A 23352-nucleotide genomic window follows, 5' to 3' on the forward strand; every position below is an offset into this window, starting at 1 on the left:
GACCGGCCCGTGCACCACCGCGCAGGCCGCATCCGTAGGCTAAACAGGTATGAGCACCCCTGTGTTGACCGCGGTGGCCTGGCCCTATGCCAACGGCCCCCGCCACATCGGCCACGTGTCCGGATTCGGCGTCCCGTCCGACGTCTTCTCCCGCTACCAGCGAATGGCCGGCAACCGGGTGCTCATGGTGTCCGGGACCGACGAGCACGGCACCCCGATCACCGTCCAGGCGGACAAGGAGGGGATGACCCCGCAGCAGACCGCGGACAAGTACACCCGCCAGATCGACGAGGACCTGCGCGGGCTGGGCCTGTCCTACGACCTGTTCACCCGCACCTCCACCGGCAACCACGCCGAGGTGACCCAGCAGATCTTCCTCGCCCTGCACCGCAACGGCTACGTGGTCCCGAAGACCACCCGCGGCGCGATCAGCCCGTCCACCGGCCGGACCCTGCCCGACCGCTACATCGAGGGCACCTGCCCGATCTGCGGGTACGACGGCGCGCGCGGCGACCAGTGCGACAACTGCGGCAACCAGCTCGACGCCGCGGAGCTGATCAACCCGAAGTCCCGGATCAACGGCGAGACGCCGAAGTTCGTCGAGACCGAGCACTTCTTCCTCGATCTGCCCGCCTTCACCAAGACCCTCGGCGACTGGCTGACCACCAAGACCGACTGGCGGCCGAACGTCCTCAACTTCACCCGCAACCTGATCGACGACATGCGGCCCCGGCCGATCACCCGTGACCTCGACTGGGGCGTGAAGATCCCGCTCGACGGCTGGCGCGAACAGCCGCTCAAGCGGTTCTACGTGTGGTTCGACGCGGTGATCGGCTACTTCTCCGCGAGCGTCGAGTGGGCTCGCCGCAACGGCACCCCGGATGCCTGGCAGGAGTGGTGGGCCAACGACGCCGCGCGCGCCTACTACTTCATGGGCAAGGACAACATCACCTTCCACGCGCAGATCTGGCCCGCGCTGCTGCTCGGCCAGAACGGCACGGGCGACCGCGGCGGTGAGCCGGGGCGGTACGGGGCGCTGCGGCTGCCGGACGAGATCGTCTCCAGCGAGTTCCTCACCATGAGCGGCTCGAAGTTCTCCACCTCCCGCGGCACGGTCATCTACGTGCACGACTTCCTGCGCGAGTTCGGCCCGGACGCGCTGCGCTACTTCATCTCGGTGGCCGGCCCGGAGACCCAGGACACCGACTTCACCTGGGACGAGTTCGTCCGCCGGACCAACTTCGAGCTGGCCAACGAGTGGGGCAACCTGGTCAACCGGTCGATCTCGATGGCGCACAAGAACAACGGAGCGGTCCCCGCGCCGGCCAAGCCCGCTCCCGCGGACGAGGAGCTGAAGGCCTTGTCCCGGCAGGCGTTCGACACCGCCGGCGCGCACCTGGGCCGTTCCCGGTTCAAGCTGGCCGCGGCGGAGGCGATGCGCGTGGTCACCGCGGCCAACCGGTATCTGTCCGATCAGGAACCGTGGAAGCTCAAGGACGATCCGGAGCGTCGCGACGCCGTGCTCCACACCGCGTTGCAGGTCGTGAGCGACGCCAACACGCTGCTGACGCCGTTCCTGCCGCACTCGGCCCAGAAGGTCCACGAGGCGCTCGGCGGCACCGGCGTGTGGGCTGCTCAGCCGGAGCTGCAAGAGGTCGAGGACCTCGACGTGCCCGGCCGGATCAACCCGATCCTCACCGGCGACTATGCGAGCGAACAGGCCCACTGGGCGTCGAAGCCCGTCGAGATCGGCCGTCCGCTGGCCAAGCCGACCCCCCTCTTCACCAAGCTGGACCCGAAGCTGGGCGAAACCGGCCCGGACTGGGCCCCGATCGTCACCGACTGAAAGCTGTGAAGGGACCCTTCACAGACGCAGCGTCCGTGAAGGGTCCCTTCACAGACCTTGGGCGCGAGTGAGGCGCCCGGGGCGGGTGGTTAGGTTCGTGGGTATGGGTGAAGACAAGCGCGCACTACCTCCCATTCCGGACCGGCTCCCCGTCACGGTGGTCGACGCACACACCCATCTCGACGCCTGTGGTGCGGTCGACGCGGCCGACGTGACCGCGATGCTCGACCGCGCCGAGCGGGCCGGGGTGGCCCGGGTGGTCACCGTCGCGGACGACCTCACCGCTGCGCGCTGGGCGGTCGAAGCGTCCACCTGGGACCCGCGGGTGTACGCCGCGGTGGCGCTCCATCCCACGCGTACCAAGGACTTCGGCGAGCCGGAGCGGTCCGAAGTGGAACGACTGGCCCGTAGTGAACGGGTGGTCGCGATCGGCGAGACCGGCCTCGACTACTACTGGGACTACGCGCCGCGCGAAGCCCAGCAGGAAGCGTTCCGCTGGCACATCGACCTCGCGAAGCGGCTCGGCAAGACGCTGATGATCCACGACCGCGAAGCGCACGAAGACGTGCTTCGCATCCTCGATGAAGAGGGCGCGCCGGAGACGGTCGTGTTCCACTGCTTTTCCGGTGACGAGCAGATGACCCGCAAGTGTCTCGACAACGGCTACGTACTGTCCTTTGCCGGCACAGTCACCTTCAAGAACGCCCGCGGGCTGCACGAAGCGGCCAGGATCGCGCCCCGTGGCCAATTCCTCGTCGAAACCGATGCGCCGTTCCTGACGCCCCACCCGTTCCGTGGGCGGCCCAATGAGCCGTACTGCACGGCCTACACAGTCCGTCAGCTCGCGGCGCTGCGGGGCGAGGCTGTGCACGAAGTGGCGAACGCTGTTCGATCCGCTGCCGAGCGGGTGTACGGCCTCCCGGTGACGTGAACTCGTTGTGTCACTTCGGGTTGCACGGATTGCGACGTTCGGGTCTGCCCGTTCATCCACCTGATGAGTGACTCAAGTCACGACACTCCGGGGGGTGTTTGCGCAACCTCGCGAGACCCGTTACTGTCCCGTGATCGTGCCGGTCGGTACCGCGCAGCGGATGCCGGCTGATACGCCCACCAGTCACGTCAGTGCACGTCGGGGAAGCGGAACCGGGGCAGGTACGGCCCGGAACCGTGACGATGGCGCTGGCTGGGGGTGTCGGACTTGAGAGGCGCATCCTCGGATGCGTCGCGACCGAAAGGCGACTGCGATCACGCGGTCGCCTTGGGAAAGGGAACGACCCGGTGACTGGTAGCAGGCAGGGTGGCGCACGCCCCGAGGCGGAGCCCGACTACTTCTCCTCCGCGGGTTCGGTGGCGGTCCTCGACCGCGAGCTTGAAGACACCGCGTACGGGCAGCTGGACTTCTCCGACGAGCTGCATGTGACTCAGCAGGACGTGCTCACCGCGCTCGGCCCCGACGCCGACATGCTGATGGCGGAGATCGACGTCGACGTTGACGAGCTGATCCGGCTGATCAACGCCGAGACCACCATGCTCCCGCCGCTGTACCTGCCCGACGAGCTGGCCGAGGACTCGACCGCCACGCCGCAGGCCAAGCAGGCCGCCGCGGAGGAGGGCCTGCGCGAGGCCACCCGCACCTGGAAGCGCCGCTTCCTCAAGGGCGCCGTGCTCGCGGTCATGGTCACCGTCGGCGGCGGCGGTGCCGCGGCGCTGGCGATGAACAAGAGCATCACCGTCGACGTGGACGGCCAGCAGCGCACCGTGCACAGCTACGGCGGCACCGTGGGCGAGGTGCTCAAGGAAGCCGGTCTCTCGGTCGGCGAGCACGACTCGCTCTCGCCCTCCCCGCAGGCCGCGGTCGGCGACCGCGGCGTCATCAAGCTTGAGCGCGGACGCAAGCTGGACCTGGTCGTGGACGGCGTGCAGCGGCCCTCGTGGGTACGCGCCACCACCCTCGGCGACGCGCTGACGCAGCTCGGCATGAGCGACCTTGTCGCGCAGGGCGCCTGGACCTCGCTGCCCTCCTCCGGCGCGCTGCCCCTTGAGGGCTCCACGGTGCAGGTCAAGACCAAGAAGCACATCACGCTCTACGACGGCACCAACGCGCCGCGCCAGGTGACCACCACCGCGGTCACCACGAAGGAGTTCGCCTCCGACCTCAAGCTCAACCTCGGTCCGGACGACGCGATCGACGGTGGTCTCGACGTCTCGCTCAAGGACGGCGCCGAGGTGCACGTCTCGCGGATGGGCGTCTCGATGGTCGAGCAGGAGGAGACCATCGACCCGGAGGTGCAGAAGGTCGACGACCCGACGCAGCTCAAGGGCGAGCAGAGCGTCGCGGACCCGGGTACCCCGGGCAAGAAGGTGGTCACCTACAAGGTCACCAAGAAGAACGGCGCAGAGGTCTCTCGCGAGAATGTCTCGGAGAAGGTCGTCACCGCGCCCAAGCCGAAGATCATCAAGGTCGGCACCAAGCAGGCGCCACAGCCCGCCATCGGCGACACCGGCGTGTGGGACCGCATCGCGCAGTGCGAGTCGACCGGCAACTGGTCGATCAACACCGGCAACGGCTACTACGGCGGCCTCCAGTTCGACAAGCAGACCTGGAACGCCTACGGCGGCGGCCAGTACGCCCCCACCGCCGACAAGGCCACCCGCGAGCAGCAGATCGCGGTGGCCGAGAAGGTGCGCGCCGCCCGCGGTGGCTACAGCGCCTGGGGCTGCGGCTACAAGGCCTGAGTCCCGTTGGCTTTGGACAGCTGAAGGCTGTGAAGGGTCCCTTCACGGACTTTGAGTCCGTGAAGGGACCCTTCACGGCGTTACCGGGTTGTCGAGGCGCGGGCGGTGGTGGGTAGGCTCGTGCGGTGGTGGAACTGCTGGGGGCTGCCGAAATCCGCGGGCTGGCCGACGAACTCGACGTCCGGCCCACGAAGAAGCTCGGGCAGAACTTCGTGCACGACCCCAACACCGTCCGCCGCATCGTCGAACTCGGTGGGGTGCGGCCCGGGGACGTCGTGCTGGAGGTGGGGCCTGGTCTCGGGTCGCTGACGCTCGGTCTGCTCTCCGCCGGCGCGCAGGTCGTCGCGGTGGAGATCGACCCGGTGCTCGCCGCACGGCTGCCGCAAACGGCGGCTGAGCGCGCGCCCGAAGCGGCGGAACGGCTGTCCGTGGTCGGTGCCGACGCGTTGCGCGTGCGGGCCGCGGATCTGCCCGCGGAACCGGTGTCGCTCGTGGCGAACCTGCCGTACAACGTCGCCGTCCCGGTCGTGCTGCACCTGCTCGCCGAGCTGCCATCGCTGCGGCGCGGGCTGGTGATGGTCCAGACCGAGGTGGCCGACCGGATGGCCGCCGGGCCGGGCAGCCGCACTTACGGCGTGCCCAGCGTGAAACTCGCCTGGTACGGACCGGCACGCAAGGTCGCCCCGGTGCCGCGGAACGTGTTCTGGCCGGTGCCGAACGTGGATTCCGCACTGGTGTCCTTCGAACGCACCGATCCGGTCACCGCGGTCGACCGGGCTCGGCTGTTCGCCGTCGTGGACGCCGCGTTTTCCCAGCGCCGCAAGACTTTGCGGGCCGCGCTGGCCGGCTGGGCGGGCTCGGCGGAACGCGCCGGGGAGCTGCTCGCCGCGGCCGGGATCGACCCGCGCAGCCGCGGCGAACAGCTCGACGTGCACGCGTTCGCCCGGATCGCCGCCGCCGACGTCTGACCCGCGGTGGTCAGGGGCCGAAGATCCGGTCCAAGTGGTAGTCGAGCGTGGCCAGTACGGCGGTCGTCCGCCGGCGGCCGCGCAGGATGTCGAAGCCGAGGCCGGTGATCCCGGACACCAGCAGGTCCGCCTCGTGTTGCGGCCGGATGCCCGGCATCGGCTCGCCTTGTTCGAGCAGGTGCGTGACCAGGTCTTCCAGCGCGATGTCACGGTCCGGGAACACTCCCGGCTCGCGATACGAGCGGCTGAAGTAGGCGAGCCGCACGCGCAGTGCGAACTCGCTCTCGATGTCCAACGGCAGCAGCCCGGTGAGCACGCCCCGCAGCACGCCGCGTGCGCTCTGGCCGGCTTGCCCTTCGATGCGTTCCCGCGCCCGGCGTTCGGTGTCCTCGCGGAGATAACGCAGCGCCAGTACGAGCAGATTGTGCTTGGTCTCGAAGTAGTACTGCACCAGCCGCAGTGACACGCCCGCTTCTGCGGCAACTTCGCGCATGCGCACGGAATCCAGCCCACGATCCGCGACGATCCGCCAGACCGCTCCGGCGATCTCGCGGCGGCGCTGGTCGTGGTCCACCCGCTGAGGCACCCGCCGTTCTCCGTTCCCGAGGTGGTACGAGCGTATCTGATACAGCGGTACCAAGAAGACCGGATTTGCTCATCTTTGTGAACTATCCCGGGGCAGGCTCATCCGGTCGCTGGCGTGATCCCCGGCAGGAAAAAGGCGGTGCGAGGCGGTTGTCAAGTGTCCACAAGGGATTCTCGGGGTGAGCGCGGGCTGCCGGACCGTTCGGTGGCGGAACTTTCCGGTCCCCGCAGGCCGGGCGCGGATTTCACCACCGGCCCGCGACCACTCGTGTGATCTGCACCAACGTGCTTGCGTTCAGTCTGTGGGATCGGCTTTACTCGAAGACGTCCATCCCGAGCGACTGAGAGACCTGGCTCGCCGAAGTCGCAGCAACCACCCGCAAGGTGGGCAGGTGCTACCGCCAGGACCGATGGAGGCCGTTTCCGATGCAGACGCTCGCCCGCCCGCTCCTGCTGACCCGGCGCCGCGTAGTCGACGAAGGTCGCCGCACGGTAAGTGCGTGTCGACGCTCCATGGCCATCGCCTGATCCGCTTTTCCGCGATTCGCCACACCGTCCTTTGAGGACGGTCATCCAAGGACGCCTGGTGCGCCCGGAACCGGTGCTGCGCCCCTTGCCTGGAGCATATTCGTGATCACTGTCGAAAATGTGTCAAAATCCTTTCCTTTCAACGGAAATCGAGTCGCCGCCCTGCGTGACGTGAGTGTCGAGGTGCAGGCCGGCTCGTTGTTCGGCGTGGTGGGACCGGCCGATTCCGGCAAGTCCACCCTCGCCCGGTGCATTGCCCTGCAGGAGCGCCCGGACCGCGGCGTGGTGCGGCTCGACGGGCTCAACACCGGCACCCTGGACGGCCGCCGGCTGCGGGAGATCCGCCGCCGGCTCGGCGCCGTCGGCGCCAAGTCCGAGCTGCTCGCCGAGCGCACCATCGCCGGGAACGTCGCCGCTCCGCTGGAACAGCTCGGCGTGGACGGCCCGCAACGCCGCAGCCGGGTCGGCTCGCTGCTGGACCTGGTCGGGCTCACCGCCCGTGCCGGGCAGAAGCCGGGCGAGCTGACCGACGGGCAGCGCCGCCGGGTCGCCGTGGCCAGGGCGCTGGCCGCCGGACCGGCCGTGCTCGTCGCCGACGACCCGACCTCCGGGGTCGCCCCCGAGGACGCCGGCGCGGTGCTCGCCGTGCTGGACCGGGCCCGTGCGGAGCTGGGTGTCACGGTCGTGGTGACCACCCAGGACGCGGGCGTGGTCCGCCGGGTGTGCGACGACGTCGCGGTGCTCGACAACGGCGTCGTGGTGGAGCGGGGTTCGCTGCTGGACCTGATCTCCTCGCCGGCGAGCTGGACCGCGCAGGCGGTGCTGCCCTCGATCGAGACGAGCCGGGCGCAGGCGGCCAAGTACGACCGGTCGGCCGACGTGGTGCTGATCGGCTTTGCCACGGTCGGTGCCTTGCTTCCGGAGGCGGCCACCCGCTTCGACGTGGAGCTGTCCACCATCGGCGGTGGCCTGACTCGCCTCGGGGACACTCCGGTCGCCCGCTTCCGCGTGGGCGTCCGCGGCGAGCGCGCCGACGCCGCGTTGGCTTGGATCGCCGACCGTGGCGCGTATGTGGCCCAGCCGCAGTCCGTCCGCGGCCCGCAGGGCGTGGCTGCCTGAGTTGTCGCCGGCTGCCGTCCGGACGCGCTGAAAGCTGTGAAGGGTCCCTTCACGGACTCAGAGTCCGTGAAGGGACCCTTCACAGCCGAACCGGATCGCCCGTTCGCGGCCGGTCGCCGGGCTCACGGGTGCCCGGGCGGCGGAACTTCGCCGAGGTCCTCGCCGGGCCGGCCGAGAATGGCGGCGAGTTCGGGATCCGCGTGGATCTCCGCGGTCCGCTTCCACTTCGCGACCAGGATGGCGACCGGCGCCGGGTTGCCGAGGGATTCGGCGCGCTCAAGCGTCTCGATCAGCTCCATCACGAAGGTCTGCACATCCGCCTTCGGCAGGTACCGGACCCAGGGGAAGGCGGTCGGCAGCACCTCGGTGGCGAGGGTGACCGCCTGATCGCTGCGGCGCAGCAGCTCCACGAAGATCTTCGTGGTCGCCGACGCCGCGGCGACCACCTGTTCCGCCCGTTCGGCGGTGATCAGCAGCAGATCCTGCTGATCCTTCTCCCGGCGGCGAATCCGCACCGACCGCTCCGCCGACCGCTCGAGCTGGGCCACGACCCGGCGCGGATGCAGGGACAGCTCGGAGATGTTGACTTCCGTCATGGTCATACTTCAAAACTACTTCCAAAGTACCCCCTGTCCAGTCCCCGCCCCGCCTCCGGCACGTTTTCTCCTGGTGAGAAGGCCGCCGACCCGGCCACGTAGGCTGGACGGGTGCTCGCCGTAGTTCCACCACCAGTCACCGTCCGGGTCCCGGCCAAGGTCAACCTGCACCTGGCCGTCGGAGATCTGCGGGCGGACGGGTTCCACGAGCTGGTCACCGTGTTCCAGGCGCTGTCGCTGACCGACGAGGTCACCGTCGCGGTCACCGAAGAGCCGGGTTTGGAGGTCTACGGCGAGGGGGAGCGCGTGGTGCCCACCGACGAGAACAACCTCGCCTGGCGCGCGGCCCGCGAGCTGGCCGCCTACGTCGGCCGTCCCGATGCCGGGGATCCAAAGGTGCGGATCGTGCTGCGCAAGGGCATTCCCGTCGCCGGTGGCATGGCGGGCGGCAGTGCGGACGCGGCCGCGGCGCTGGTCGGGCTGGCCTCGCTGTGGAAGCTCGACGTGACCCGTGACGAGCTGGCGGTACTCGCCGGGCGGCTCGGCAGCGACGTGCCCTTCGCGCTCTACGGCGGGACGGCGCTGGGCACGGGGCGGGGCGAGCGGCTCGTGCCGGTGCTCTCGCGGCACACCTTCCACTGGGTGCTGGCCTTCGATGAGAAGGGTCTGTCCACGCCGAAGGTGTTCGGTGAGCTGGACCGGTTGCGGTCCGAGGGGAAACCGCCGCGGATCGGTGCGCATACGCCGGTGGTCGAGGCGCTGGCCTCCGGTGATCCACGGCAGCTGGCCCTGCTGCTCGGCAATGATCTGCAGGCCGCCGCCGTGTCCCTGCGGCCGGGGCTGCGCCGTACGCTGCGCGCCGGGGTGAACGCGGGCGCGCTCGCCGGGTGCGTGTCCGGCTCGGGGCCGACCTGCGCGTTCCTCTGCGCGGACGCGGAGACGGCGGTCGAGATTGCCGCCGAGCTGTCCGGCGCCGGGGTGTGCCGCACGGTGCGGGTCGCGCACGGCCCGGTGCCCGGTGCCCGGGTGGTAGGCGGGGACGACTCGCCGCGCAACGCGCCCCCGCGCGTGCACGCCTGAGTAAATCTGTCCACTGTGGAAAGGAACGGGCCAAGCGGATGGCCAATCTGGTCAACCTGGAGTCGGTGAGCAAGTCCTACGGGGTGAAACCGCTGCTGGACAAGGTTTCCCTCGGCGTCGCCGAAGGGCAGCGGATCGGCGTGGTCGGGCTCAACGGTGGTGGCAAGACCACCCTGCTGGAAGTCCTTTCCGGACTGAGCGAGCCGGATTCCGGCCGGGTGAGCCAGGTTCGCGACCTGCGGATGGCGGTGGTCACCCAGCGCACCGAACTGCCACCGGGCAGCACCGTGGCCGATGTCGTGCTGCAGCGCTACGGCGCCGAGCACGAATGGGCCGCCGACCCGCGCGTCAGGTCCATTGTGGACGGTCTGGAGATCACCGCGATCGGGCTGGACACGGCCACCGCGAACCTCTCCGGCGGGGAGCGCCGCCGGGTCGCGCTGGCCGCCGCGCTCACCGGTGAGCTGGACCTGGTGGTGCTCGACGAGCCGACCAACCACCTCGACGTGGAGGGCGTGCGCTGGCTCGCCGACCACCTGCTCGGCCGCCGGATCGCGGTCGTGGTGGTGACCCACGACCGGTGGTTCCTGGACACCGTCGCGAGCCTCACCTGGGAGGTCGCGAACGGCCGCGTCGAGCAGTACGAGGGTGGTTACGCGGACTGGATCTTCGCCCGCGCCGAACGCGCCCGGCTCGCCGCGACCGCCGAGGAGAAGCGGCAGAACCTGGCCCGCAAGGAGCTGGCGTGGCTGCGCCGCGGCCCGCAGGCCCGTTCGTCCAAACCGCGCTACCGCGTCGAGGCCGCCGAGGCGCTGATCGCGGACGTGCCGCCGCCGCGGGATTCGGTGGAATTGCAGGCCTTCGCGAAGCGGCGCCTCGGCAAGACCGTGCTGGAGCTGGAGGACGCCTCGATCTCGGTGGGCGAGCGGACCCTGCTCGACCACGTGACCTGGCGGATCGGCCCCGGCGACCGGATCGGCCTGGTCGGGGTGAACGGTTCCGGCAAGACCACGGTGCTCAAGCTGCTCGGCGGTGACCTCGCCACCGCGACCGGGCGGCGGATCGAGGGCAAGACGGTCGCGCTCGCGCACCTGCGCCAGGAACTCGACGATCTGCCCGGCGATCTGCGGGTGCTGCAGGCGATCGAGCAGGTCGCCGGTCGGGTGGTGTTCGGCAAGCAGGAGATGACCGCCTCGCAGCTCGGCGAGAAGCTGGGCTTCCCGGCGGCCCGGCAGTGGACGCCGGTCGGCGATCTCTCCGGGGGTGAGCGTCGCCGGCTGCAGCTGTGCCGGCTGCTGATGGCCGAGCCCAACGTGCTGCTGCTCGACGAACCCACCAACGATCTGGACATCGACACCCTGCAGCAGCTGGAAGACCTGCTCGACGGTTGGCCGGGCACGATGGTCGTGGTCTCGCACGATCGGTACCTGGTCGAGCGCGTCTGCGACGCGACGTACGCATTGTTCGGTGACGGCCGGGTCACCCACCTGCCGGGCGGGATCGAGGAGTATCTCCAGCGCCGCGCGAGCGTCCGGGAGACTCCGCGCCGGGTGGCCGCCGCACCGGGCAAGGCTGAGGCCAGGCGCAGTGCCGCGGAGATCCGGGCCGCGCAGAAGGAGCTCGGCAGGCTGGAGCGCAAGCTCGATCAGCTGTCCGCGCGCGAGGAGAAGCTGCACGCGGCGCTGGCCGAGGCGGCCACCGACCCGGCGCGGCTGATCGAGCTGAACACCGAGCTCAAGGCCGTGCTGGTGGAGAAGGACGAGGTCGAGGCCCGCTGGCTGGAGACCTCGGAAACGCTGGAATGACGCCGTGCCCGCCACCGCGGACGGGCGTTGACAACCAGACAGTAATCTTGCGCCCATGAGTCGGTTCGTGGACACACTCGTCGCAACGGCGGCGGGGCGGGGTCAGCAGCGGGGGATGGTCACCGGGGAGCCGAAGGAACCGGTGCGCCGGACCTGGGCGCAGGTGCACGAGCAGGCCCGCGTGTTCGCGGGCGGCCTGGTCTCCGGCGGTCTCGAACCGGGCAGCGCGGTGGCGGTGCTGGCCGCCGCGCCGGTGCTCATCGCCCCGGCCGTGCAGGCGGTCTGGCTGACCGGTGGCAGCGTGACCATGCTGCACCAGCCGACCGCGCGCACCGATCTCGCCGAATGGGCCGAGGACACGCTGACCGTGCTCGGCATGATCGGCGCCGGGCTGGTGCTGCTCGGCGAGCCGTTCGACCAGCTCGCACCGGTGCTGGCGGAGAAGGGCATCCGGTACCGGCTGATCAGCGAGCTGGCCGGGAGCGAGCCGCTGGCCGCCCCGGTGCCCACGACCGAGGAGGACACCGCGCTGCTGCAGCTGACCAGCGGCTCCACCGCCGAGCCGAAGGCGGTGCGGATCACCTACGGCAACCTCCACGTCAACGTCAAGGCCATGATCGAGGGCGCGCAGTTCGATCTCGACCACGACGTGATGGTGTCCTGGCTGCCGACCTTCCACGACATGGGCATGGTCGGCTTCCTGACCCTGCCGATGACCCACGGCATCGAGCTGGTCAAGATCACTCCGGTCGAATTCCTGACTGGACCGCTGATCTGGCCGGAGCTGATCAGCAAGTACGGCGGCACGGCCACTGCCGCCCCGAACTTCGCCTACGCCATCGTCGGGCGGCGCATGGCCCGGGTGGACGAGGACGACGCGTACGACCTGTCCACGCTGCGTATCGCGCTCAACGGCGCCGAGCCGGTCGACGAGGCGGCCGTGCGGACCTTCGTCGAAGCCGGCCGGCGCTTCAAGATGCGGCCCGAATGTGTGTTCCCCGCCTACGGCATGGCCGAGGCGACCCTCGCGGTTTCGTTCGCGCCGTTGCTGACCGGGCTCACGCTCGACGTCGTGGAAGCCGAAGCGCTCGAAGCGGACAACCGCGCGGTGCCGGTGCCCGAGGGCGATCCGCGCCGCGGCACGGAGGCGGTCCGGTCGTTCGCGATGCTGGGCCGTCCTCTGGCCGGACTGGAAGCGGACGTGGTCGACGAGAAGGGCAGCGTGCTCGGGGAGCGCGAGGTCGGCGAGATCCGGCTGCGCGGCGAGGCGGTGACACCGGGATACCTGACCGTGCACGGGCCACTGGCCACTCAGGACGCCGAGGGCTGGCTGCTGACCGGCGACCTCGGTTACCTGGTGGACGGCCAGATCGTGGTCTGCGGCCGGCGCAAGGACGTGATCATCATGGGCGGCCGCAACCTGTACCCCACCGACATCGAACGGGCCGCGGGCGCGGTGGACGGGGTGCGCGCGGGCAACGCGGTCGCGGTCCGGCTCGACGCGGGCAGCCGGCGTGAACGGTTCGCGGTGATCGTGGAGTCCAAACTGGCCGGGGACGTGGAGGCCGAACGGCGGCTGGCCAAGGAGGTCGTGGCCCGGGTGCGGGCCGCCGTGGACATGCGCCCGTTCTCGGTGGTGGTGCTGCCGGCGGGCAGCCTGCCCAAGACACCGTCCGGCAAGGTCCGGCGGGCCGCCACCGCGCAGCAGTACGCCGAGCGGATCGCGAAGAACGCGGATTCCTGACCGGCGGCGACCGGTGACAAAACCGGGAATCGAAGCCCGCGGGTGTGCCTTACCTCAGAGCTTTGCGTAGTGTTGCGATTTTCATCGCAAGCCGTCGCGGATTGTCTTTGACCGGTTGGAAGTCGTATTTCTGATAGAACTTTGCGGCGTGGTCATCAATCGCGTCGACCACGACAAGCCGACCGTCTGCGCGGTCTGCTGCATTCAGGATCGTCACGAGTGCGTCGTGAAGTAGTTCGCCGCCGAGGCCGAAGCCCTGTATCTGCTGGTCAAGGGCCAGTCGGGCGAGTAGATAGCAAGGTATGGTCGTGGCGCCACCGGCCATTGAGCTGCTCAGTTCTGCCCGGCTCACCGCATGAGGAGTTATCGAGTAATACGCGACGACTTTGTCACTTTCCGGTGTGACCCAGACCTGAGTTCTCGCCGTCCCTTGACGCATTGCTCGGACGCTCTGCTCGTTCAGCCAGTCATCGAATGATTTCACGCCGCAATCGAAGCTGCTCAGCTCGTGGTTGGCGTTCAGGGCGACCGAGGTGTAGTCCGTCACTCGCGAATGTACTTCCGCTCGCGCCGTGCCGAGTTCCGCAGATTCGGCGCTTCGTCGGCCAGGTCCAGTGCGGCGTAGAGCCTGTCGAACTGCTCTGCCGGCATCATCGTGACGTCCGCGCGTGCCAGGACGTGATCCGCTGCTGCGGCGGCGGCGTGCACGACGAAGCCGCTGGTGGACTCGTGGGTAAGCTTGGCTGCCCGCTCGATTCGGGCCTTGACCTCGGGATCGAGCCGGAAGTCCAAGCGGGCTTTCTTGGTTGTCATGCCGCCAATGTACGGTGTTTGTACGGAGTTCGACAAATGTGGTGACGATGTGACTGGTGGCGGCTGGCACCCGCACCTCAAGGTGCCGGTGCCAGCCGCGGTGACCGGGGCCTGCCCGGCAGGTCAGTGGCCGGGCACCTGCTCCGCAGGGGTTTCCGAGGACGGCCGGGCAGCGCGTTCCGCGGTGGCCTCGGCCTCCGCCCGCGCTTCGGGTACGAGCGGCGCGTGCTTGCCGGACCGGTTGGCCAGCTGCTCCTCCACCGCGTCGAGGAACTCGTCGACCTCGCGTTCGTCGTAGCCGCGCTTGCCGATCAGCGGCTTGCCGAACAGCACGTGGTGCACCTCCGCGGCGGTGAGATCGTCCTGGTCGGCGATCGTTTTCGCGATACGGCGGACGAAGTCGTCGACCTCGTGCTTGGCGTAGCCGCGGCGGCCGATCGGGGCGTTACCGAAGGCGACCTCGGCGAGGTCCTCGGCGGTGAACGTCATGGATCATTCTCCGATTCCGGGTCGGGATGGGACGAACTCCTTGATCCGTCCTAACCCCTCGGCCGGGCACCCGGAAGCCCACAGGGCAGCGGACGACTCGATCAGGGAGCGGAAAGCCGTCCATCGAGTGAGAAGAAAACCACGGAACGCAATGGTCCATCACTCAGAGGGAGCAGTGCCTGCTCACCCCGCGTGGAACTCGTTCTGGGCCGCCGCGAGCCCGTGCGCGACCAGTGCCTCGGTGGCGTCCGCGCACCGGCTCACCTCGAACGGGAGCTCCTTGCGCTGGACGGTGGAGAAGTCCTTGAGGACGAAATCGGCCGGATCCTGGCGGCCGGGCGGGCGGCCGATGCCGAACCGCACCCGGTAGTACTCACGGGTGCCGAGCGACTTCGTGATCGACCGCAGTCCGTTGTGCCCGTTGTCGCCGCCGCCGAGCTTCAGCTTCAGCGCGCCGAACTCCACGTCCAGCTCGTCGTGCACCACCACGATCCCGGACGGCGCCACCTTGAAGAACCGGGCCGCGCCGGTCACCGGGCCACCGGAGAGATTCATGAACGAGCGCGGCTTCACCAGCACCACGCGGCGGCCGGCCAGCCTGCCCTCGCAGACCTCGGCGCCGCTGCGGTGCGCCTTGAACTTCCCGCCGATCCGGCCGGCCAGCTCGTCGAGCACCATGAACCCGACGTTGTGCCGGTTGCCCGCGTACTGCGGCCCAGGATTACCGAGGCCGGCGAGCAGAATCAGCTCGCCGGCCCCAGGCAGGTCTTGACTCACGCGGTGAGTTTATTCGGCGGCTTCGGCCGCGGTCTCTTCGCCTTCGCCGGCCTCGTCGTCCGCGGAACCGCGCGGGGCCTCGTTGACGGCGACGACCAGCGCTTCGCCGTCGGTGACCAGCACGGCGCCGGGGGTCAGGGTGACCTGGGCGGCGGTGATCTGGGTGCCGGCCTCCAGGCCGTCCACGGAGACCTCGAACTGGTCCGGGATGTGCAGCGCCTCGACCTCGACCTGGAGGGTGTCCAGGTCCTGCGCGACCAGGGTGCCCGGGGCGGCGGAGCCGGTGACGACGACCGGCACGTCCACGGTGACCTTCTCGCCGTGCTTGACGACCAGCAGGTCGACATGCTCGATGTAGTTCTTCAGCGGGTGCACCACGATGGTCTTGGTCAGCGCCAGCTCGCTGGCCCCTTCCAGGTCGAGGGTGATCACGGCGTTGCTGCCGTTCTCGCGCACGACGCGGGCGAACTCGATGGCCGGCAGCGCGAAGTGCCGCGGGTCCGAGCCGTGCCCGTAGAGCACCGCGGGGATTTTGCCGGCGCGACGGGTGCGGCGGGCAGCACCCTTGCCGAACTCGGTGCGCGGTTCGACGGAAAGACGTACCTCGGACACGGTCTAGCACTCCTTCAGCAACAAAGACGTACGGCAGGCGGCGGGGATCGTCGATCTCTGCCCGGGGGCGGTTGTGCACGGCGGCGAGTTCGCGGGCGTGAGCGGACCACGGGGCTTCTCGAGCCGCCGCGTCGATCACGCCGGGCACTGCGAAAGTGCGCCCGCCTCGCCGAGACAACTCGCCAAGTGTAGACCAGCGCGGGTCCGGCGAAACGCGGTGGGTGGGCGAGCGTCGCCAACGGGTCGGTGACGACACGATTCCGATCCGGACGGGAGCGCGTCCGGGGTGGCATGATGCCCGCGGAAAGAGGGGCGTGATGCGTGCTCGATGGACTGCGGTGGCGGTGGTACTGCTGGGCGGGCTGCTGTCGGGCTGCCAGGTTTCGGTGACGGGTGCCGCCGGGCTGTCCGCGGCCGACCGGCAGCTCGCGCAGCAGCGTGCGGAGCAGCAGTCCGCTGTGGACGCTGCGTTGCAGGAGCTGGCGAAGGCACCGGCGCTGCAATACGACACGACCGTCAAGGATGCTTCGGGCAACCCCGCCGAACTCGGCTTCCGCGTCACCCGCAGTGGCGACGGCCTGGGTGCGTTGCCGTTCGAGGGGCGCCGGGTGCAACTCGTCGAGCCGAACGGACAGCTGTACCTCTCGGCGGACGCGGAGTACTGGAAGTCGCACGGCCTCGAGGAGAACAGCACACAGTTCGGCACCGGCTGGGTACAGACAGTGGGCACGGAGCTGCCGATGGACCCGGCGGCGCGGCTGTCTCCGCCGAAGCTGGCCGATGCGCTGCGCAACGCGCTCCCCACGCTGTATCGCGCCGGTCCGCCGCAGCGGCAGAAGCTGGCCGACGGTACCGAGGTCTACGAGCTGGGCAGCCTCGGCGCGCTTCAGGTGAGCACGGCGCAACCGCACCGAGTGGTCTCCTTCTCGCCCGCGCTGCTGGATCCGCGCAGCGGGCCGAAGCTCGGCACCGCGTTCCGGGTGCGGCCGCTCGCCGGGGCCGAGCTGAAGCAGTTCCACACCGATTTCGACGCCGCGGTCGACGGGCTTGGGCAGCCGTTCGACGGGCTCGCCCAGGCGAGCGTGACGGTGCTGAGCGACAAGCTGAACTGTCAGGACTTCGTGGGTTCCTGCAAGACCACTGTGGACGTGGCGAACAACGTCGTGGGCGGCAAGCCGGGCAGCAAGCCGACGGTGCATCTCAAGCTTTCCGTGGAGATCAGCGCGGAGACGCTCGGGGTGGAGACCTGCACCGCGCAGACCGACGCCGCGGCCGGATCGACCGTCAGCATGTCCTGCTCGGTCAAGTTCGTCCTGCCGAATCGCACCGCGAGCTACCAGGTGCAGGCGAAGCCGGCCGCCGTCGGCGAAGTCCGCGTACCGGTCGACCCGAACGGGCTCAAGGCGAAGCTGGCCACCACCTTCGCCGCGCTCGGCGGCTGACCTGCACGCTCACCCGCAGGTGCGTCAGTTTCGTTGAAGTAGCCGAAGATTCGTCTCTACCCTCGCCGTCGAAAGCGGATATTCGGTAGTGGAGGCGAAAATGAGCAAGCTGGTGGTGCTCGGCGCGACAGGCTACGCGGGTGGCCTGATCACCGAGGAAGCGTTGCGGCGCGGGCATTCCGTGGTCGGGGTGGCACGCAAGGCAGAGGGGCTGCCGGAAAGCGTCGACGCGCGTTCGGGGTCGATTCACGACGCCACGTTCGTCGCCGAAGTGACCAAAGGCGCGGACGTGCTCGTGGTGGCCACCCACGGTGCCGCGGACGAACAGGGGCAGGGGCTGCTGGACGCGTTGCCCTCTCTCGTGAAGGCAGCCCGTGCGGCGAACGCGCGCTTGTCGTTCGTCGGCGGTGCCGGTTCGTTGCGGGTCAGCGAAAACGGCCCGCGGCTGATCGACACGCCGGACTTCCCGGCCGAGTACAAGGGCGAGGCGGGCAGCCACGCTGAGGTCCTGGAGGCGTTGCGCGCGCTGCCGGAGGGCGTCGACTGGTTCTACGTGAGCCCGGCCGCCGAGTTCGGTGCCTGGATCCCCGGCGAACGCACCGGCAAATTCCGCGTGGGCGGCGATGTCCTGCTGACCGCCGCGGACGGGCACTCCCGGATCAGCGGCGCGGACTTCGCGATCGCCTACCTGGACGAGATCGAGCAGCCGAAGCATCCGCGTGCCCGGTTCTCCGTCGCCTACTGACTCCTCGGCGTTGGCAGCCTCCGGCACTGCCAAGGCCGCTGCGTTCATCGTCCTCGCAGCCGGGCGACGATCGGGGCGAAGATCTCCAGCATCGGCTCGAACACCGTGATGTAGGAGAACCCGTATCGTTCGCGCCGGGCGATCAGCTGAGCCACGATCTCGTCCTCGGTGCCGAACAGCAGCTGTGGCGTTTCCAGCAGCTCCTCGACCGCCCCGTCGGTGTGCTCGGTGTCGGCGGCCCCCCATTCTTCGGCGACCGCCGCGCGATCGTCGGTGATCACCACGCGTTGTACGAGCATGTTGTATTCGATCTCGCGTTCCCCGGCCAGGGCACGGAAATACCGGACGCGCTCGTCCATCACCTCGGCGTTGTCGAGCACGAACGTGCCCGGCGCCGCGCCGCGCTTCTGGCGCAGCCCGGCGAAGCCCACGATGTCCGCCTGTTCCGCCGCGAGCCGCAGCACGCCGTCGCTGTTGCCGGCGATGAGCAGGCGAGGCATGCCGCCCTCGCCGTCCAGCCGGGTGCGCAGTTCGTCGAGCCCCTCGGCGAGGTAGGTGATCCGGTCGGCCGCCTTCTGCCAGGGGAGGCCGGCGTCGTCGAACTCGCGCTTCATGTGGCCCGAGCCGACGCCGAGCACCAGCCGCCCGCCCGCGAGCTGGTTCGTGCTCGCCACATCGCGCGCGAACAACGCCATGGTGTAGAACGGCACATTCGACACCAGCGTGCCGACCTGGACCCGCTCGGTGACCGCGGCGGCCGCGACCAGCGCCGGGAACGGGGCGGGCCGTCCCGGCCCGAGGTGGTCGGGCACGGCGATGTGGTCGTAGCCCAGTTCTTCGGCCCGGCGGCACTTTTCCGCCCACCGGGTGGTGCTCAGCAGGCTCACGCCGAAAGTGAATTCGCTCATACCGCCGAAACTAGGTTCTGTTTTATAAGCGGCGGAGCCGCTTGCTGTGGGCCGTCAACCGGCACCGCTACCCGCACCGCCATGCAAGCCACTTTCGAGACAGTCTAGCCAGCCCCGGCCGGATTCGGCACCAGGTTCACCATCGGCGTAGGCGGGCATCCGGCGCGCCGGGTGCCCGCGGCGGCTCAGGCGGCGCCGTCGAACAGCGAGGTGACCGAGCCGTCCTCGAAGACCTGCTGGATCGCTTCGGCCAGCATCGGCGCGATGGACAGCACGGTGAGCCCGGGGAACCGCTTCTCCGGCGGGATCGGCAGCGAGTTCGTCACGATGACCTCGCGCGCCTTGCACTCCGACAGCCGCGCGGTGGCCGGATCGGACAGGATGCCGTGCGTGCACGCGATCACCACGTCCGCGGCGCCCTGCTCCAGCAACGCCTCGGTGGCCTTCACGATCGTGCCGCCGGTGTCGATCATGTCGTCGATCAGCACGCACAGCTTGCCCTCGACCTTGCCGACCACGCGGTTGGCCACGGCCTGGTTCGGCTTGTCCGGATCGCGCGTCTTGTGGATGAACGCGATCGGCCGGTCACCCAGCTGCTGCGCCCACTTCTCGGCCAGTCGCACCCGGCCGGAGTCCGGCGAGACGACCGTGATGTCGGCGTTGCCGTAGGTCCCGCGGATGTGGTCGGCGAGCACCGACTGCGCCATCAGATGGTCCACCGGGCCGTCGAAGAAACCCTGGATCTGCGCGGTGTGCAGGTCCACGGTCATGATCCGGTCCGCGCCCGCGGTCTTGAACAGGTCCGCGATCAGCCGCGCGGAGATCGGCTCGCGGCCCTTGTGCTTCTTGTCCTGGCGCGCGTACGGGTAGAACGGCATGACCACGGTGATCCGCTTGGCGCTGGCGCGCTTGAGCGCGTCCACCATGATCAGCTGCTCCATCACGTATTCGTTGATGGGCGTGGTGTGCGCCTGGATGACGAACGCGTCGGTCCCGCGGACCGATTCCTCGAACCGCACGAAAAGCTCGCCGTTGGCGAAGGTGTGCGCGGTCTGCGGCGTGATCGTCACGTTCAGGTGCTTGGCGACCTCTTCCGCGAGCTCGTGGTGCGCACGGCCGGAGAAGAGCATCAGATTCTTCTTCGGCGTCCCTGACTTCGGACTCATGCTGGTGACTCCCGGTCGGTTCCTGCTGCTGACTCGGACACAACGGTGTCCTGCGCGGCGAGCGCGGCCTCGGCCGCCTTCGCCGCGGGCGTACCCGGCCTGCGCCGGACCGCCCAGCCTTCGATGGTGCGCTGCGGGCCCGCCGACACCGCCAGTGAACCCGGCGGAACGTCGTCGCGGATCACCGCGCCCGCTCCACTGTAAGCGCCGTCCCCGATCTGCACCGGCGCGACCAGCGTGTTGTCCGCGCCGATGCGCACGTGCGAGCCGACCACGGTCTGATACTTCTTGACCCCGTCGTAGTTCACGAACACGCTTGAGCAACCGATGTTGCTGTGCTCACCGACGATCGCGTCGCCGACGTACGTCAGGTGCGGCACCTTCGAGCCGGTGCCGATGTCCGCGTTCTTCGTCTCCACGAACGCGCCCAGCTTGCCCTTCGCGCCGAGCTTCGTGCCCGGCCGGAGGTATGTGAACGGGCCGACGTTCACGCCGTCGCCCAGCTCCGCACCGGAGCCGTGTACGCGGACCACCGAGGCGCCTTCGCCGACCTTCACGTCGGTCAGCGTGGTGTCCGGGCCGACGACGGAGCCTTCGCCGACCGAAGTGGCGCCCTTGAGCTGAGTGTTCGGCTCGATCAGTACGTCACGGGAGAGCGTGACGTCCGCCTCGATCCAGGTGGTGTTCGGGTCGATGACGGTGACGCCCGCGCGCTGCCAGCGCCGCACGATGCGGCGGTTGTATTCCGCGCCGAGCACTGAGAGCTGTACGCGGTCGTTGACGCCTTCGGTGACCCACGGGTCGTCGACGATCAGCGCGCCGACGCCCTTGCCGTCGTCGCGCGCGATGCCGAGTACGTCGGTGAGATACAGCTCACCCTGCGCGTTGTCCGTGGACAGCCGCGACAGGCCTTCGGTGAGCATCGCCGCGTCGAACGCGTACACGCCGGAGTTGATCTCGGTGATCTCCAGCTGGTCCGGCGTCGAGTCCTTGTGCTCCACAATGGCCGTGACCGCGCCTTCGCCGTCTCGCACGATGCGGCCGTAACCGGTCGGGTCGGCGACGACGGCAGTGAGCACAGTCACCGCGTTGCCCGAGCCGTTGTGCTCGGCCAGCAACGCGCCCAGCGTCTCGGTGTCCAGCAGCGGCACGTCGCCGTAGCTGACCAGCACCGTGCCGGTGAGCCCTTCTGGCAGCTCGTGCAGTGCGCAGGACACTGCGTGCCCGGTGCCCTTCTGCTCCTCCTGCACCGCGGTGGCGACCTCGCGGCCCAGCGCCGTGCCGACGCGGGCGAGTTCGGCCCCGACCGCGTCCCGCCCGTGGCCGATCACCACGACCAGGTGCTGCGGCCCCAGCCCGGCCGCGGCGCGGACGGCGTGCTCCACCAAGGGCCGCCCGGCGATCGGGTGCAGCACCTTCGGGGTGGACGAGCGCATGCGGGTGCCCTCACCCGCGGCGAGGATCAACGTGCTCAGCGGGGTGGTCACAAGGCTCCCAACGATTCACCGGACGGCTGACGTCAGGCAAGAATCCTACGTGGGGTCCTCGGCGGCCCACGCGGGGTCGGCCGCGAAGCTCTCCGCGGAGTGTCCGACGGCCCCGTCCCCGGCCATCGAGTTGGCCGAGGCGACCTGGTTCCCGCCGCCCCGTTTCGCCTGGTACATCGCCGCATCCGCGCGCGCGAGCACCTGCTCGGCCCGCTCCTGCGGACGCAGGGAGACCAATCCGATGGAGAGGGTGACGCCGTGTGAAAGGTGATGCGGCAGCGACGCGACGGAACTCGCCGCCCGGCCGAGCGCCATCTTCGCCGCGGACGCCGGCGTGCCGGGAAGTAGCGCGATGAACTCGTCGCCGCCGTAGCGGGCGACCACGTCGTCTCCGCGCAGGGTGTCGCGGAGCGTGCTCGCGACGACACGCAGCACGTTGTCGCCCTCCGCGTGCGACTGCTTGTCGTTCACGCCCTTGAAGCCGTCGAGGTCCACCAGCGCGACGGCGAGCGGCTGGGCATCGGCCGAGGAGGACAGCGCGCGCAGCCGCTCGTCGAGCGCGCGGCGATTCGGCAGGCCGGTGAGCGGATCCTGCAGTGCCTGCTGGGTGATCGCACCGTGTTCGGCCGAAAGCCGTTCGTGCTCACGGCGCGCGTTGAGCGTGGCGATCTGGGATTCGCGCAGCGACCACATCTCCATCTCCAGCGCGGTGGCGTAGTCGATCAGGGACTGGTTCGACGCCTCCGGGTCGAGCCGGGCCAGCTCGCGCGTGATGGTGAGCCGCATCGAGGGCTGGGAAGGCGTTTCGGAGATTTCCCGCTGTGCCTCCCGCATCAAGCTCAGCGCCTCCGTGCGCCGCCCGGCTTCGTCCAGGCAACGCCCGAGCGCGACCAGGACCAGATCTTGCTCGGCCGAAAAGTGGTGTTCGTCATACAGCCGCTGCAACCGTTCGACATGTTCGGCGGCCGGGTGGTGCAGCGCGAGTGCGGCGGCCAGAATGCCCACCTGGTCCACCGCGGCGACGCCGGCCTTGCGCGGGAAGAGCGATTCGGCGAACGGCCCCTCCGCGGCGACCGCCATCGACGAGGCGGTGCGGAACTTCTCGGCCGCCTCGTCGTAGCGCTCGACGCGTTCCAGCCGCAGGCCCCAGCCGAGCAGCATCTTGACCCGGTTCATCAGCTGGAGGGTGATCTCGTGCGGGCTCGCGCTCTCCCGGATCGCCTGGTGTGCGCGGCCGATGACCTCCTCCGCCGCCTCGTACACGCCGAGCTGGTTGAGCACGGTCCAGCAGTCGATCAGCGCGTTGGACTGCATGCGGTTCCAGTTGCGCACCCCCACCTGGCGGTCCGGGATGGTCGAGTCGTCCAGGATCGCCAGCGCCCGGGCGATCTCGGTGAGCGCGGCGTCCTCCTGCGCGGCGAGCACCAGCCGCCGCCCGCGCAGCGCGTGCGCGTCCGCGCGCAGCAGCGACAGCCCGTGGCGCCGGGTGTGCGCGAGCATTTCGTCGAGCCGCGGTTCGGCCTCCGCGGCGAGGCCGCGGGTGACCAGCCGGGAGAAGGCGGAGGCTCGCAGGAGCTCGGCGACGAGCGTGGGTTCCCCGCGGCGCAGGGTCTCCTCCAGCAGCTCGTCCATGATCGCGACGATCGCCAGCTGGCTTTCGTGTGCCGGGCGCTGCACGGCCGCGATCAGTTCCCGTGCGCGACCGACCAGCCACGCATCGGACATCTCTGCCAGGGTCGGGCGCCGAGCGCTCGTGGCGCCGCTCGCTTCCTCGCTCAGCCGCCCACTCCCATCGCCCGCGCCCGTCGTGCACCCTGCCAGGACAGCTCCGCCGCCAGGATTCGAACCTGAACTGTCAGAACCAAAATCTGAAGTGCTGCCGATTACACTACGGCGGATCGAACCT

General features: G+C 69.6%; 21 protein-coding genes, 1 tRNA gene and 1 riboswitch. Of the genes, 10 read left to right on the plus strand and 12 right to left on the minus strand.

Annotated elements, in window-relative coordinates; genetic code table 11:
- The first annotated feature begins 49 nt into the window (after window positions 1–49).
- From metG to rsmA, 4 genes are all read left to right on the plus strand, one after another.
- On the plus strand, window positions 50–1846 hold the full coding sequence (gene metG, locus D5S19_RS06665; protein ID WP_199730378.1) for a methionine--tRNA ligase: 1797 nt from the start codon (window positions 50–52) through the stop codon (window positions 1844–1846).
- A gap of 103 nt (window positions 1847–1949) precedes the next feature.
- Complete coding sequence (locus tag D5S19_RS06670; protein WP_120022439.1) at window positions 1950–2777, plus strand: TatD family hydrolase; 828 nt, start codon at window positions 1950–1952, stop codon at window positions 2775–2777.
- A gap of 347 nt (window positions 2778–3124) precedes the next feature.
- Window positions 3125–4582 (plus strand): transglycosylase family protein, encoded by a 1458-nt coding sequence (locus D5S19_RS06675; protein ID WP_407641724.1) that lies wholly within the window; start codon window positions 3125–3127, stop codon window positions 4580–4582.
- A gap of 125 nt (window positions 4583–4707) precedes the next feature.
- Entirely contained in the window at window positions 4708–5550 is an 843-nt protein-coding gene (gene rsmA / locus D5S19_RS06680; RefSeq protein WP_120022440.1) for a 16S rRNA (adenine(1518)-N(6)/adenine(1519)-N(6))-dimethyltransferase RsmA, read from the plus strand.
- 10 nt (window positions 5551–5560) lie between these two features.
- Here the strand turns inward: rsmA and D5S19_RS06685 are convergent, their stop codons facing one another.
- Window positions 5561–6136, minus strand: coding sequence for a TetR/AcrR family transcriptional regulator (locus tag D5S19_RS06685; RefSeq protein WP_120022441.1), 576 nt, complete (start codon window positions 6134–6136; stop codon window positions 5561–5563).
- A gap of 324 nt (window positions 6137–6460) precedes the next feature.
- A riboswitch (SAM riboswitch) is annotated at window positions 6461–6552 on the plus strand.
- Between the two features lie 213 nt (window positions 6553–6765).
- On the opposite strand from D5S19_RS06685, the gene D5S19_RS06690 reads away from it, so the two are divergent.
- On the plus strand, window positions 6766–7782 hold the full coding sequence (locus D5S19_RS06690) for a methionine ABC transporter ATP-binding protein (RefSeq protein ID WP_120022442.1): 1017 nt from the start codon (window positions 6766–6768) through the stop codon (window positions 7780–7782).
- A 122-nt stretch (window positions 7783–7904) separates the two neighbouring features.
- Here the strand turns inward: D5S19_RS06690 and D5S19_RS06695 are convergent, their stop codons facing one another.
- Entirely contained in the window at window positions 7905–8384 is a 480-nt protein-coding gene (locus D5S19_RS06695) for a hypothetical protein (RefSeq protein ID WP_120022443.1), read from the minus strand.
- Window positions 8385–8489: 105 nt separating this feature from the next.
- Here D5S19_RS06695 and D5S19_RS06700 point away from each other — a divergent pair, with 105 nt between their 5' ends.
- From D5S19_RS06700 to D5S19_RS06710, 3 genes are read left to right on the plus strand one after another with little or no spacing between them, the layout of a single operon-like run.
- Window positions 8490–9458 carry a 4-(cytidine 5'-diphospho)-2-C-methyl-D-erythritol kinase gene (locus D5S19_RS06700; protein WP_120022444.1) on the plus strand — a complete coding sequence of 323 codons (969 nt, stop codon included), beginning with the start codon at window positions 8490–8492 and terminating at the stop codon, window positions 9456–9458.
- Between the two features lie 38 nt (window positions 9459–9496).
- On the plus strand, window positions 9497–11263 hold the full coding sequence (locus D5S19_RS06705; RefSeq protein ID WP_120022445.1) for an ABC-F family ATP-binding cassette domain-containing protein: 1767 nt from the start codon (window positions 9497–9499) through the stop codon (window positions 11261–11263).
- A 55-nt stretch (window positions 11264–11318) separates the two neighbouring features.
- Window positions 11319–13007, plus strand: a complete 1689-nt coding sequence (locus tag D5S19_RS06710; RefSeq protein WP_120022446.1) for a fatty acyl-AMP ligase — start codon at window positions 11319–11321, stop codon at window positions 13005–13007.
- A gap of 49 nt (window positions 13008–13056) precedes the next feature.
- Here D5S19_RS06710 and D5S19_RS06715 read toward each other — a convergent pair whose 3' ends face one another.
- From D5S19_RS06715 to D5S19_RS06735, 5 genes are all read right to left on the minus strand, one after another.
- Entirely contained in the window at window positions 13057–13554 is a 498-nt protein-coding gene (locus D5S19_RS06715) for a GNAT family N-acetyltransferase (protein ID WP_120022447.1), read from the minus strand.
- A complete protein-coding gene (locus D5S19_RS06720; protein WP_120022448.1) occupies window positions 13551–13820 on the minus strand; it encodes a type II toxin-antitoxin system TacA family antitoxin in 270 nt (89 codons plus the stop codon). The genes D5S19_RS06715 and D5S19_RS06720 overlap by 4 nt, the downstream gene beginning before the upstream one ends.
- Before the next feature lie 123 nt (window positions 13821–13943).
- Window positions 13944–14309, minus strand: a complete 366-nt coding sequence (locus D5S19_RS06725) for a DivIVA domain-containing protein (RefSeq protein ID WP_120022449.1) — start codon at window positions 14307–14309, stop codon at window positions 13944–13946.
- A 183-nt stretch (window positions 14310–14492) separates the two neighbouring features.
- Window positions 14493–15086, minus strand: coding sequence for an aminoacyl-tRNA hydrolase (pth, locus tag D5S19_RS06730; protein ID WP_120022450.1), 594 nt, complete (start codon window positions 15084–15086; stop codon window positions 14493–14495).
- A 9-nt stretch (window positions 15087–15095) separates the two neighbouring features.
- Entirely contained in the window at window positions 15096–15698 is a 603-nt protein-coding gene (locus D5S19_RS06735) for a 50S ribosomal protein L25/general stress protein Ctc (RefSeq protein WP_120022451.1), read from the minus strand.
- A gap of 317 nt (window positions 15699–16015) precedes the next feature.
- On the opposite strand from D5S19_RS06735, the gene D5S19_RS06740 reads away from it, so the two are divergent.
- Together D5S19_RS06740 and D5S19_RS06745 are read left to right on the plus strand one after the other, a co-directional pair.
- Entirely contained in the window at window positions 16016–17140 is a 1125-nt protein-coding gene (locus D5S19_RS06740; RefSeq protein WP_199730379.1) for a hypothetical protein, read from the plus strand.
- Window positions 17141–17240: 100 nt separating this feature from the next.
- The gene (locus D5S19_RS06745) at window positions 17241–17885 is read left to right on the plus strand and encodes an NAD(P)-dependent oxidoreductase (RefSeq protein WP_120022501.1); all 645 of its coding nucleotides are present in this window, start codon (window positions 17241–17243) and stop codon (window positions 17883–17885) included.
- Window positions 17886–17929: 44 nt separating this feature from the next.
- Here the strand turns inward: D5S19_RS06745 and D5S19_RS06750 are convergent, their stop codons facing one another.
- From D5S19_RS06750 to D5S19_RS06770, 5 genes are all read right to left on the minus strand, one after another.
- Window positions 17930–18793, minus strand: a complete 864-nt coding sequence (locus tag D5S19_RS06750) for a TIGR03621 family F420-dependent LLM class oxidoreductase (protein ID WP_120022452.1) — start codon at window positions 18791–18793, stop codon at window positions 17930–17932.
- Window positions 18794–18978: 185 nt separating this feature from the next.
- Window positions 18979–19959, minus strand: coding sequence for a ribose-phosphate diphosphokinase (locus tag D5S19_RS06755; protein WP_120022453.1), 981 nt, complete (start codon window positions 19957–19959; stop codon window positions 18979–18981).
- Entirely contained in the window at window positions 19956–21446 is a 1491-nt protein-coding gene (glmU, locus tag D5S19_RS06760) for a bifunctional UDP-N-acetylglucosamine diphosphorylase/glucosamine-1-phosphate N-acetyltransferase GlmU (RefSeq protein WP_120022454.1), read from the minus strand. Before glmU ends, D5S19_RS06755 begins: the two co-directional genes overlap by 4 nt.
- Before the next feature lie 45 nt (window positions 21447–21491).
- Complete coding sequence (locus D5S19_RS06765; RefSeq protein ID WP_120022455.1) at window positions 21492–23171, minus strand: GGDEF domain-containing protein; 1680 nt, start codon at window positions 23169–23171, stop codon at window positions 21492–21494.
- Window positions 23172–23272: 101 nt separating this feature from the next.
- Window positions 23273–23344 (minus strand) — tRNA-Gln (locus D5S19_RS06770).
- Window positions 23345–23352: the final 8 nt, after the last annotated feature.

This window comes from Amycolatopsis panacis, from assembly GCF_003600245.1.
In the GTDB taxonomy this organism is placed as follows: Bacteria; Actinomycetota; Actinomycetes; order Mycobacteriales; family Pseudonocardiaceae; genus Amycolatopsis; species Amycolatopsis sulphurea.

Excerpts from the sequence above, each read along its gene's own strand:
- D5S19_RS06740 (WP_199730379.1), top strand. The coding sequence starts at position 16,016 with ATGCGTGCTCGATGGACTGCGGTGGCGGTGGTACTGCTGGGCGGGCTG.
- D5S19_RS06695 (WP_120022443.1), bottom strand. The coding sequence starts at position 8,384 with ATGACCATGACGGAAGTCAACATCTCCGAGCTGTCCCTGCATCCGCGC.
- D5S19_RS06750 (WP_120022452.1), bottom strand. The coding sequence starts at position 18,793 with ATGAGCGAATTCACTTTCGGCGTGAGCCTGCTGAGCACCACCCGGTGG.
- D5S19_RS06745 (WP_120022501.1), top strand. The coding sequence starts at position 17,241 with ATGAGCAAGCTGGTGGTGCTCGGCGCGACAGGCTACGCGGGTGGCCTG.
- D5S19_RS06755 (WP_120022453.1), bottom strand. The coding sequence starts at position 19,959 with ATGAGTCCGAAGTCAGGGACGCCGAAGAAGAATCTGATGCTCTTCTCC.
- D5S19_RS06725 (WP_120022449.1), bottom strand. The coding sequence starts at position 14,309 with ATGACGTTCACCGCCGAGGACCTCGCCGAGGTCGCCTTCGGTAACGCC.
- metG (WP_199730378.1), top strand. The coding sequence starts at position 50 with ATGAGCACCCCTGTGTTGACCGCGGTGGCCTGGCCCTATGCCAACGGC.
- D5S19_RS06670 (WP_120022439.1), top strand. The coding sequence starts at position 1,950 with ATGGGTGAAGACAAGCGCGCACTACCTCCCATTCCGGACCGGCTCCCC.
- D5S19_RS06765 (WP_120022455.1), bottom strand. The coding sequence starts at position 23,171 with ATGTCCGATGCGTGGCTGGTCGGTCGCGCACGGGAACTGATCGCGGCC.
- D5S19_RS06720 (WP_120022448.1), bottom strand. The coding sequence starts at position 13,820 with ATGACAACCAAGAAAGCCCGCTTGGACTTCCGGCTCGATCCCGAGGTC.
- D5S19_RS06705 (WP_120022445.1), top strand. The coding sequence starts at position 9,497 with ATGGCCAATCTGGTCAACCTGGAGTCGGTGAGCAAGTCCTACGGGGTG.
- D5S19_RS06710 (WP_120022446.1), top strand. The coding sequence starts at position 11,319 with ATGAGTCGGTTCGTGGACACACTCGTCGCAACGGCGGCGGGGCGGGGT.